We start from the raw sequence: 11,072 nt of genomic DNA, 5'->3' as shown, positions 1-11,072 counted from the left end.
GTCGCCCGGCGGCGACTCACTTTTCTTTGCTTCGCCAAAGAAAAGTAAGCAAAAGAAAGGCGACCCGCAGTCTGGGTCCCTACGCTTCGCTTCGGGCAACCTGCGGTGCTCGAGCCAAGCGGGGTCTGGCTAAACTCGCCTTCGGCTCAAACAACGCCAGCCCTGATCCGCTTGTCTCTGCGCTCCTCGGCCCAGCCAGGACGGGGCAATCGGGAGCGGGGACAGAAGACAGAAATACCAGCAAGGCAAATACAAACAAGGACACGCCTTGGCGTGTCCTTGTTTCTTCAAGTTTTCGGTTTTCTGTCTTCGGCTGTTGGGTATTCCTTCCCCACCCCTTGTGGATGCGCCGAGGAGCGGAGGTCCAGACGGATCAGGGATCGCGTTGTCTGAGCGAAGCGAGTTTAGCGAGACCCCGTCTGGACCGAGCACCGCAGGTTGCCCGTAGCGAAGCGGAGGGACGCAGCAACCAGGGTCGCCTTTTATTTTTCTTAATTTTATTTTTGCGAAGCAAAAGAAAAGTGAGTAGCCGCCGGGCTACCCCCGGCCAGCAGCCCTCAGCAGAGAAAACAGAACTCCCATGCTGACCCGCCTCAATTCCCTCCCTCGCGACGCCCGCGACACCCTATTCCTCCTGGCCGTCATAGCCTGGATCCTCCTACCGCAGGTCAACGAACTACCCCTCTGGTGCAGCGCCCTGGCAACCGCCGTGCTGCTCTGGCGCGGCCGGCTGGCCGTGCTGGCGCGGCCGCTGCCGGGCAAGTACTGGCTGCTGCTGCTGCTGACTCTCACCATCAGCGCGACATGGATCTCGCATCGCTCGCTGCTGGGCCGCGACGCGGGCGTGACCATGCTGGTGGTGCTGCTGACGCTCAAGACGCTGGAACTGCGCGCGCGGCGCGATGCCTTTGTGGTGTTTTTTCTCGGCTTCTTTTGCATGCTGAGCAATTTTTTCTACTCGCAGTCCCTGCTGACGGCCTTCAGCATGCTGGTGGGCCTGCTGGGCCTGCTGACCATGCTGGTCAACGCACACATGCCGGTCGGCAGGCCGCCGCTGGCTCAGGCCGCCAAAACCGCCGGCTGGATGGCCCTGCTGGGCACGCCCATCATGCTGGTGCTGTTCATGCTGTTCCCGCGGCTGGCGCCTTTGTGGGGCGTGCCCGGCGACGCCATGACGGGGCGCAGCGGCCTGAGCTCCAGCATGCAGGTGGGCACCATCGCAAAACTGGCGCTCGATGAAAGCGTGGCCCTGCGCATCAAGTTCGAGGGCGCGCCGCCGCGCAAGCAGGACATGTACTTTCGCGGCCCGGTGCTGTCCAGTTTCGACGGTATCGAGTGGCGGCCCGCGCGCCTGAACACGGCGGCGCGCTACGGCGTGACGGCCGACCTGGCGGTCTCGGGCGAACCGCTCAACTACGAAGTCACGCTGGAGCCCACCAACCGCCCCTGGCTATTCGTGATGGAAGCGGCGGTGCAAAACCCCGCGCTGCCGGCCGGCTACCAAAGCGCGATGCAGCCCGACCTCCAGTGGCTGGCCAACCGGCCTTTCACCGACCTCGTGCGTTACAAAGCCCAGAGCTACCCCGCCTTCCAGCACGGCCCGCTGCAATCCGTGCCGGGCCTGCAGGAGTTCAGGGACCTGCCATCCGGATTCAATCCCCGCACCCTGGCGCTGGCCAGCGAAATACGCGGCGACCCGCGCCTGCGAGGCGCGGACACCGCCCGGCTGGTGGAGGTGGTGCTGGAACGCCTGCGCACCGGCGGCTACACCTACACGCTGGAGCCTGGTGTTTACGGCCAGCACACGGCCGACGAATTCTGGTTCGACCGCAAGCAGGGCTTTTGCGAGCACATCGCCTCGGCCTTTGTCATCTTGATGCGCGCCATGGACGTCCCCGCACGCATCGTCACCGGTTACCAGGGCGGGGAGCTCAACAGCGTCGACGGTTTCTGGGTGGTGCGCCAGAGCAGCGCCCACGCCTGGGCCGAGGTCTGGCAGTCCGGCCGCGGCTGGATACGCGTGGACCCGACCTCGGTGGTCGCGCCCGCGCGCATCGGTGAGTTCGAACGGCTCGTGGTGCCGCAAGGCGCGGTCGCGCGGGCCCTGGGTTCCTTCAGCCCGACATTCATGACCCAGTTACGCCTGTTCTGGGAAGCGGCCAACAACAACTGGAACCAGTGGGTGCTCAACTACACCCAGGGCCGGCAGCTCGACCTGCTGAAAAACCTCGGCTTTGAGTCGCCCAGCTGGGAAGACCTGAGCTATGTCCTGATTGCCATCATCGTGGCAGCCGCGCTGCTGGGCGCCGGTTGGACCTTGTGGGACCGCGCCCAGCACGACCCCTGGGTGCGCCTGCTGGCCCGCGCGCGCAAGCGGCTGGACAAGGCCGGCATTCCCAGCACCCCTGCCACTTCACCGCGCCAGCTCGCACAGGAGGTGCTGGCCCGCTACGGCCAGCAGCCTGACAGCACCGCCCAGGCCTTGGCCGACTGGCTGCTGCGCCTGGAGCAGCAGCGCTACGCCGCCGCGCCGGCCGCTGCGGGCAAAACGGCGCAGCAGCTGCATGCGCTGAGGGAAGAGTTCAGCCGGCTGAGCTGGCCTGCTTAAAATCGGGCTTGCTCCACCCTCTATCTGATCGCCCCGCGCCATGCCCCTTCACCGCTCCGGACCTGCCCTTTTGCTGACGGCTGCCCTGGCCTGCTCCGCCTGGGCCGGAGACGCCCAGCCCGCCCGGAAAAAAGTCTCGGCCAACGCCGCGCAAACCCAAGGCCCCTTGTATTCGACGCGGCCCGAGGCCATGCAGTTCGCCGACGATATGGCCGCGCGCCGCGACCTGGACCCCGACTGGGTGCGCGATGCCATCGGCCAGTCGCGCTACAACGCCACCGTCGCGCGCCTGATGCAGCCGCCCACCAAGGCTTTTGTCAAGAACTGGCGCGTTTACCGCAGCCGTTTCATAGACCCGGTGCGCATTGAAGCCGGCCGTCGCTTCTGGCTGGAAAACCAGCAGACCCTGGAGCGCGCTGAAAAGGAATATGGCGTGCCCGCCGAGATCATCGTCGGCATCATCGGCGTGGAAACCATCTACGGCCGCGACACCGGCAGCTTTCGCGTGATGGACGCACTCACCACGCTGGCTTTCGATTTCCCGGCCAATCATCCGCGCGCCAGGGAGCGCAGCGAGTTCTTCAAGGGCGAGATCGAACAGTTCCTGACACTGCAGAGCCGGCGCGAAGCCAGCCCCTTTGACGCGCGCGGCAGCTTTGCCGGTGCCATGGGCATGCCGCAGTTCATGCCTTCGAGCTGGGTCAAGTACGCCGTCGATTTCGACGGCGACGGCAACATCGACCTCTGGAACAGCCCCGCCGACGTGATCGGCTCCGTCGCGAGCTACTTCAAGGCCTTCAACTGGCAACCCGGCATGCCCACGCACTACCCGGTCAGCTTCGACAAAAGCCGCCTCGACATGGACGCACTGATGGCGCCCGACATCCTGCCGACCTTCAGCGTCGCCAGCTTCACCGCCAAAGGCGCGGTGCTCGAAGGCCCTGCCCTGCAACACCCCGGCCCGCTCGCGCTGATCGAACTGCTCAACGGCCAGGACGCCCCGCAGTACGTCGCCGGCACCGAAAACTTCTACGCCATCACACGCTACAACTGGAGCAGCTATTACGCGATGGCGGTGATTGAGCTGGGGCGGGAAGTGGCGGCGCGGGTCAAATCAAGCACACCGTAATAGCCATTTAAATTCTGTCGCGGGATTGGCGGCTGTTTCCCTTTGAAGCCTGAAAGGCAAACATGAAGCAACTGACAACATGGGCGCTTGGACTGCTGATGACTGCGGCAGCGATGGCGCAGACGGCGCCCGCGCCGCAGACCCAGCCAACCGTACGCTGGTTTCCCATCTATGCCCGCTTCGCACCCGATGACAGCTGGGTGATCGTCAATCTTTGCAGCTACCACAACCCGCTGTATTGCCGCCTGCTGCGTTGGGAGCCGAATGGGCAAGCGCAGCCCCTGGAAGACGGCACGCCGACCACCGGGCATTGGAGCCTCATTGCCGGGCAGGACCCGGACAAGAGCTACATCTGGCCCAGCGTGTCCTGGAATGGCAAAAAGCTGGCTTATGTGCTTGCCAACTGCCCCGTCAAATCGCAGCCCGCCCCGCCAAGGGCTTCGGGCACCGTACCATCGGTTCCGCATCCATTGGAAAAGCTGGACTGCGCCTTCTACAACGGCCAGCCCGCCATGAGCGAATCCACGACCGACTTGAGTCAGGGACAACAGATTGCAGCCGTCTACAGCGCAACCAGGCCCGCCTGGCGACCCGACGATCAGGCTATCTTGTATTGGCGAACTGTCGCCAAAGTCACCTTGGCTAGCGGAAGAACCGGTGGTGTGCGTGATGTCTATGAATATGAGTTCAAGGCGCAATCAGAAACACCGAAGTTTGATCTGTTTGCCACACATATATCGTGGGGCCGTGAGACTACAGGGCCTTTTTATGCACCCGATGGGAAGACGTTTGCATTCTGTGGATACGGATTTAACTTTCCACCCGCGCTTGGACTGCAACACTTGTTCCAGTGTGTCCAGGTCAACCCTCAGAATGTTGTTGATTTCAAAGGCCTCAACCCTCTTTCCCACAACACTACGTTCCAATGGTTGATGGAAGATTGGCAGGGTACGCACTGGGTCACCAATGGAGATCAGGTACGTCTGGTCGATAAAAAAACGCTTCTTGTCACCGACGAACTTTTAAATACACGACTTCCAAACGGTCACATCGGCAATCTGACCCCCAATGACGTGAGCGTATCAAAAGAAAAAAATGCCGTTTTCGTCAATCGAACGCTTTTTAACTTGCAGCCAATTCGAAGAAGCGCTTATTGGATTGCAGATGAACGCGAGGCACCGCCGGCACCGCATCTGTCTTACTACGACGCGCAGACACGGGAAATCCGACCCGTCTTTTGGCCCAACGTCGATCAATTGAACTAAGGAATTTTTACCTCACCCTGGTTCGGCCTGGATGGACGGGTTAAGGCAAGTTCACCTTCGTTAAACGGGCCGCGCTACTCGGGCCTGATGTTTGCGCTCTTGACCAGTTTTCCCCAGCGATCCGCCTCCGACTTGATCAGGGCCGCGAACTGCTCGGGTGTACCGCCACCGAGCTCGTTGCCCTGGCCCAGCATTTGCTCCTTGATGGTCGGGTCGGCGAGCGCCTTGTTGACGGTTTCATTGAGCAACTTGATGAGGGCCGGGGGCGTACCGGCCGGTGCCACCAGCCCTTGCCAGTTCTGCACCTCGAAGCCCGGCACGCCGGCCTCGGCCATGGTGGGCACATCGGGAAACAGCGGCGAACGCGTCTTGCTGGTGATGGCCAGCGCGCGCAGCTTGCCGGCGCGGATCGAAGGTGCAGCCGAATACATCTGCTCGAACATCATGTCCACCTGGCCGCCCATCAGGTCGGTCGTGGCGGGCGCTCCACCCTTGTATGGGATGTGGGTGATGGACAGGCCGGCCAGCGACTTGAACATCTCGCCCGACAGGTGGTGCGAGCCGCCCAGGCCGCCGGAGGCAAACGACAGCTTGCCGGGGTTGGCCTTGGCGGCGGCGATGATGTCTTTCACGCTCTTGAACTGGGAACTCGCGGGCACCATCAGCACCAGCGGCCCCTTTTCGATCAGGCAGACCGGCACCAGCTCCTTGGCCGGGTCAAAGTTCATTTTCTTGAACATGGTGGGATTGACCGCCAGCGGAGCGAAATTTCCCATGCCGATGACGTAGCCGTCCGGCTTGGCATGGGCAACGGCCTCGGTACCGATGTTGCCACCTGCGCCTGGCTTGTTGTCCACGAGCACCGGCTGGTTCAGCGCCGTGGAGAGGAAACGGCCTATCTGGCGCGAGCGCTGGTCGGCATTGCCGCCTGCCGAGTATGGACAGATCAGCGTGATGGGCTTGCTGGGGTATTTGTCCTGGGCCCAGGCCAGCGAGGGCAGAGCGATGGCGACCGAAGTGGCTTGCAGGAGGTGGCGGCGTTTCATGGGGGATCCTTGTTATCAGTGGTGTTCCCCAACCTTAGTGCGCGTAGCTGTCAATCAGCTGCCAATGGGGACTGGTGGTTTCCCGTATAGGTGGTCATTTGGACCTTGGTACGCAAAACTCTGGTCAAGTGCCGCCTACCGGCAGGCGCAGCCAATAACACTCGCCGACGCCTGCAACCTCACGAACGACGAAGCCCCTTCTTTCGAGGACACGGCGCAGCTTGAGATTCGGCGTGGCGCAATGCACCGCGTGGACTCTCCACTCCACGAATGAGAGGCCTTCGCGCTTTGCAAAACGGCTCGCCAAGGCCGCCAGACTGGGTAAAGCGCCTTCGCCTCCACCATCAATGTGCGCCAGCTCCATCAAGAGCGCATTGCCGTCAATCTTGAATTTTCCAAGCATGTTGGCGCTGCCGGCCTTGAACACCAGCGGCTCGTCGCGCAGCACGATGGCCTGGAGTTCATCGGTCGGCAGGGCCAGCACCTCATCGACCGTGTACTCTTCGAGCAGAATTTGTGGCATGGCGTATTTCTATGGCTATGACGTCCGCGAAGGCCAGCGATAAGCCAGCACCGCCGCCAGCGGGTAGAAATGCTCACGCACCTCATCCAGCTGGTTGCCGCCCCACAAATACACATACTCCGCATCCACGCGAAGAAAGAAACCGACATGGCCTTTCCAGCCGCCGGGGTCTTCGCGCGACAGCACGGCGATGCAGCCGGGCACGGGTGCGGTGAGCGGTTCGCCCCACTCCAGCCATGAGCGCGCCAGCGCCGACCCGGTACCGGGAATACCGGCCTGGGCCAGCGACCAGTTGACGAACGACGAGCACCAGGAAGCCTTGTCGTCATAACCGGGGATATTGGTCAGCGCGTGGTATTCGGTGACCCGGGGATTGCTCTGGCCCAAGGGAAACGTGCGAACGCCGGCTTCAGCGAGGGCAATGGGCATCCAGGATGCTTGCTGCACGGGCGTGAAATACACCTGTCCGTGATCGAGGGAATCAGGCATTCCTATTGCTTCCCGGGTTCCTGAAAAAGCGTCCAGCTTCCATCTTTGAATAAATACAGCGCTGAAGAAACCCGCTGGCGTTCGCTGCTGGTATGCAGGTACGCGATTTTCGAGCGCAATATGTCGACCGAGCGCCAATCCGAAAGTGGTGCAAACACCAGGCCTCCCCGCTTGGGAACGCCGGCCACAATGCCTTCCGGATTTTTCTGGTTGAGTTCCGTCCAGAACGCCTTGTCGAGAAAGTAGCTGCTGTTGAGGTCGGACGAGCCGCTTTCAACCTGCATGACGTTACCGGCCAGGGGTATCGCTTTAGGAGCGCCATACACGCGGCGTATGTTGGCGATGGCAACGCGAAGCGCCTCTTCAGGTTTGCCCAGATTGAGCGCCTGCAGGTCTTTCGGCGTTGCATTGATCATTGTCGTGGGGCCGTCGAACACAAAACGGATGTGCATGTCACCCAGGTAGGCGTAGTGGGCCATTTCAAACTCCACCTCTTCTCCGCTCTTCAGCCGGGCCTTGCCCTTCCCTATGTATTCCAGCGTTTCCGATTTGCGCGCAGGCGCGCCCATGCTCTCACGAAGCACCAGCATCAGGTTTCCCGCGGACCGATCCACATCCGGAGCGGACTGGGCCGAGACCGCGATGGGGACGAAAGCCAGCAGGCAGATCAGGAAACGGCGGTTTGGCATTTTGACAATGGATGAATTCTAGATACCAACGGCTCGGGGTTTCCCTAAGGGCTCAGGCAGCATCCGCAAGCCGTGACGGGGAAAGTTCGAGGGCCAGGTATTTGGTGCCGGGAACGGGATTGAAGGTAACGGGCGCCGAAGCTTGAAAACCCAGGGATTCGTAGATGCGCTGTGCCGCAGCGAACTCAGGCAAGACATCGAGGCAGATGCGGGAGTAGCCCGCAGCCCGCGCTTCATCAAGGATGCGCTCGATGAGCCGCCGGCCAAGGTTTTCGCCTCTCGCCTCCGGCCGCACGTAGACACGCTTCATTTCACAGGTGCTTGCGTCAACGCGGCGAAGCGCGGCACACCCGACGACAGCCGGTCCTTTCCACGCGAGAAGCAGGCGGCCGTCGGGTGCCGCGTACTTTCCGGGCAAGGCAGCGAATTCCGCCTCGTAATTCTGGAAGGCAAGGCTCACGCTGGGGCTGGCGACGTACTCCCGAAGGATGGCAACGACATGCTGAAGGTCATCGGGGAAGATTGCGGGCTTGATATCGGTCATGGCGAAAGCGTACTGCATGTTTGAAAGACAAGCGCAACGGATGGGAAATGACGAAGCGCATCTTGCATGGCCGGCTCCAGGGGCACGGGCCAGGCTTGACCCGGACGTCAGCCGAATGGCGACGGACGCATCAGCGCTCCAAAGAGGAGCGTGATTGCGTCACGCCACATCACAGAAGCTCGGTGAGAGGCTGGGCGGCCCAAGACGGTATATCTTGGTAGAAGGCATGGAAACCTTCCGAAAAACTGCCGAAGTGAAGCCCATGGCTCTGCGCCAGAAGCGCCAGGCTGCGCGATGAGAAAAGGCTGATATGCCCATTGCGTGGCGAGGCGTACCACCAGGTGAGCGGCTGGCCGGCCTGGATATGCCCGTCAGACGTCAAGGTCGAGAACAGGAGCACACTCTCCGGTGACATCAGCTTCTTGAGGTTGGCCATCAACGCCCAGACGTCCGGAACATGCTCAAACACCTCAAAGGCGGTAATAAGGTCGAACTTGCCCAGCGTCTCAACCCTGAGGTCTCTGTCCACAAAGGGGTCATATGAAGTGGATGGCCAATCGATTTCGCGCAACAGCCTGGACAGCGTGCCATTGCCGCCGCCATAGTCGAGATGCCTGAGGGCGGGATGCAGATTGCCGAATCCGGCACGGAGCATGGTTGCGTTGGCTTTTGGTCGGCCTTCTATGTAACCGGGGTCGACAGCAACGTAATCATCGTTGTAGATTTTTTCCTCGAACTCCTGCAGGCTCCACGCGCAGATCTCCGGCGCGAAACAAAAAGCACAGCTCTGGCAAATTGCGTAGGTCACAGGCACGCCGGAAAGCCCCAGGGGATGGGAATTGCATGACTTGTTGAAATCAACGGGATCAAGCAGTGTGCAATTGGCACTGCAGACCGGGCAAACTGTTTTGTCTGTGTTCATGGATTTACACGTATCAAGGGAAAGGAAGACGACCTTCGCCTCTAACCGATTGGTGGCGTCGGGAAGCTATCAGTTTCCCACAACCGGTTGAATCGTGATCTCCACCGTCATGGACTCTTCGCCGCCGCCCTGGCGCACACCCTTGATGGGCGGGCAGGCGTTGTAGTCGGTTCCCATGGCCAGGCGCACGTGGCGCTGGTCGATCATGCAGCTGTGGGTCACGTCTATGCTGACCCAGCGGCGGGTGGCGACGTCCAGGCAGACGTCGCACCAGGCATGGCTGGCCAGGTCGGGTTCGTTGGCGGCGTAGAAGTAGCCGCTGACATAACGCGCCGGGTAGCCCAGGCTGCGGCAGATGGCGACCATCACGTGGGCCTGGTCCTGGCAGACGCCGGCCCCGGACTTGAAGGCTTCGAGCGCGGTGGTGGTCACGCTGGTGCTGTTCTTGCGGTAGCTCACCGCGTCGGCCACGCCTTGGCTCAGGGCCAGCAAGGCCGGCAGGCTGGCTGTTCCGTCCAGGCTTTGCGGGATAAAACGCCGGCCAAATTCAGCCAGTTCAAAGTGCGGTTCGGCCAGATGGGTGGCGCGCAAAAAGAAATACGGGTGCGGCAGAGTTTCCGGGTCGTTGAACTCGGCCACACCCAGGGTTTCGACGTCACCGGCCGCATTGACCAGACTCCAGCGCACGTTGTCGGCGTCCTTGCCGACAAAGGTGTAGGAGCTGATGGTGTTGCCGAAGGCGTCGCGCTGGGTGAACAGCTTTTCGGGCGCGCCCAGGCTCCAGTAGTCCACCGTTTGCGCCGGGCCGGACTGCGGCGTGAGCCACAGGGTTTGCAGCGCGTAGCGCAGCGGCTCGGTGTACCGGTAGTCGGTGATGTGCCTAACGTGAAGTTTCAATGCGTCGCCGGCACAAGAAATTCGCGGCTGATGTGCGCGCCTATCTCGTTGACGCGGTCCAAAAATTGGGTCAGAAAGGCGTGCAGGCCGGTGGCGAGGATTTCGTCGATGCGGGCGTACTGCAGGTCGGCGCGCAGCTTGCCGGCGCGGCGCTGGGTTTCGCTGGCGGTGTCGCTGGTCACCATGGCGAGGTTGCTCATGAGTTCGTTGAGGCAGGCCAGCAGCGAGCGCGGCATGTCGGGCCGCAAAATCAGCAGTTCGGCCACGCGCTCGGGCTTGATGACGTCGCGGTAGACCTTGCGGTAGACCTCGAAGCCGGAGACGCTGCGCAAAATCGCGCTCCAGTGGTAGAAGTCGTACTCCTGGTCTTTCTCGCCGTCGGTGCCGAGGAAGTCGTTCTGAACAGCGTGGAATTTCACGTCGACCAGGCGGGCGGTGTTGTCGGCGCGCTCCAGGAAGGTGCCCAGGCGCAGGAAGTGGAAGGCCTCGTCCTGCAGCATGGTGCCGGCCGTCACGCCGCGCGACAGGTGCGAGCGGAACTTGACCCATTCAAAGAACTGGCCGGGGTCGCGCTCGAAGTCGCCGTTGCGCAGCATGCGTATGACTTCAAGGTAAGTCTGGTTCTGGGTTTCCCAGACTTCGGTGGTCAAGGTACCGCGCACGGCGCGGGCGTTTTCGCGGGCGTTCTGCAGGCAGGAAACGATGCTTGAGGAATTTTGCTCGTCGCGCACCATGAAGTCCATGACTTCGCGCGGGTTGATGCTGTCGCCGTATTTGGCGGCATAAGAGGGCTTGAGCTCGCTGATGCTCAGCAGGCTCTGCCAGCCGCCCTGCACGACGGCGGCCGATTGCGGCAGCAGCGAGGTCTGGTAGTTGACGTCGAGCATCCGGGCGGTGTTCTCTGCGCGTTCGGTATATCGCGACATCCAGAAAAGGTGATCGGCAGTACGAGACAACATG

At 61.7% G+C, this 11,072-nt stretch carries 11 protein-coding genes; 3 read left to right on the top strand and 8 right to left on the bottom strand.

Going from position 1 to position 11,072, the window contains the following annotated elements; genetic code table 11:
• The first annotated feature begins 580 nt into the window (after window positions 1-580).
• The 3 genes from AC1D1Y_RS16750 to AC1D1Y_RS16740 all read left to right on the top strand — a co-directional run bounded on the left by AC1D1Y_RS16750 (window position 581) and on the right by AC1D1Y_RS16740 (window position 5,002).
• Window positions 581-2,608 (top strand): transglutaminase TgpA family protein, encoded by a 2,028-nt coding sequence (locus AC1D1Y_RS16750; protein ID WP_477683307.1) that lies wholly within the window; start codon window positions 581-583, stop codon window positions 2,606-2,608.
• Window positions 2,609-2,648: 40 nt separating this feature from the next.
• Entirely contained in the window at window positions 2,649-3,737 is a 1,089-nt protein-coding gene (gene mltB / locus AC1D1Y_RS16745; RefSeq protein ID WP_477683306.1) for a lytic murein transglycosylase B, read from the top strand.
• 62 nt (window positions 3,738-3,799) lie between these two features.
• Window positions 3,800-5,002, top strand: coding sequence for a hypothetical protein (locus AC1D1Y_RS16740; RefSeq protein WP_477683305.1), 1,203 nt, complete (start codon window positions 3,800-3,802; stop codon window positions 5,000-5,002).
• Between the two features lie 74 nt (window positions 5,003-5,076).
• Here AC1D1Y_RS16740 and AC1D1Y_RS16735 read toward each other — a convergent pair whose 3' ends face one another.
• The 8 genes from AC1D1Y_RS16735 to AC1D1Y_RS16700 all read right to left on the bottom strand — a co-directional run bounded on the left by AC1D1Y_RS16735 (window position 5,077) and on the right by AC1D1Y_RS16700 (window position 11,071).
• Window positions 5,077-6,048: a Bug family tripartite tricarboxylate transporter substrate binding protein gene (locus AC1D1Y_RS16735; protein ID WP_477683304.1), complete on the bottom strand. Its 972-nt coding sequence runs from the start codon at window positions 6,046-6,048 to the stop codon at window positions 5,077-5,079.
• Between the two features lie 124 nt (window positions 6,049-6,172).
• Window positions 6,173-6,571, bottom strand: coding sequence for a hypothetical protein (locus AC1D1Y_RS16730; RefSeq protein WP_477683303.1), 399 nt, complete (start codon window positions 6,569-6,571; stop codon window positions 6,173-6,175).
• A gap of 15 nt (window positions 6,572-6,586) precedes the next feature.
• Complete coding sequence (locus AC1D1Y_RS16725; RefSeq protein ID WP_477683302.1) at window positions 6,587-7,060, bottom strand: TIGR02594 family protein; 474 nt, start codon at window positions 7,058-7,060, stop codon at window positions 6,587-6,589.
• A 2-nt stretch (window positions 7,061-7,062) separates the two neighbouring features.
• Window positions 7,063-7,749, bottom strand: a complete 687-nt coding sequence (locus AC1D1Y_RS16720) for a DUF1444 domain-containing protein (protein WP_477683301.1) — start codon at window positions 7,747-7,749, stop codon at window positions 7,063-7,065.
• A 52-nt stretch (window positions 7,750-7,801) separates the two neighbouring features.
• On the bottom strand, window positions 7,802-8,293 hold the full coding sequence (locus AC1D1Y_RS16715) for a GNAT family N-acetyltransferase (protein WP_477683300.1): 492 nt from the start codon (window positions 8,291-8,293) through the stop codon (window positions 7,802-7,804).
• A gap of 169 nt (window positions 8,294-8,462) precedes the next feature.
• Window positions 8,463-9,215 (bottom strand): class I SAM-dependent methyltransferase, encoded by a 753-nt coding sequence (locus tag AC1D1Y_RS16710; protein WP_477683299.1) that lies wholly within the window; start codon window positions 9,213-9,215, stop codon window positions 8,463-8,465.
• Between the two features lie 69 nt (window positions 9,216-9,284).
• On the bottom strand, window positions 9,285-10,112 hold the full coding sequence (locus tag AC1D1Y_RS16705; RefSeq protein WP_477683298.1) for a transglutaminase family protein: 828 nt from the start codon (window positions 10,110-10,112) through the stop codon (window positions 9,285-9,287).
• Window positions 10,109-11,071 carry an alpha-E domain-containing protein gene (locus tag AC1D1Y_RS16700; protein ID WP_436155163.1) on the bottom strand — a complete coding sequence of 321 codons (963 nt, stop codon included), beginning with the start codon at window positions 11,069-11,071 and terminating at the stop codon, window positions 10,109-10,111. Before AC1D1Y_RS16700 ends, AC1D1Y_RS16705 begins: the two co-directional genes overlap by 4 nt.
• Between the last annotated feature and the right edge of the window lies 1 nt (window position 11,072).

It is taken from the genome of Polaromonas sp. P1_G1 (genome assembly GCF_056405595.1).
The sequence above is the reverse complement of the archived record's forward strand: the minus strand, read 5'-3'. Positions and strand labels throughout refer to the sequence as shown.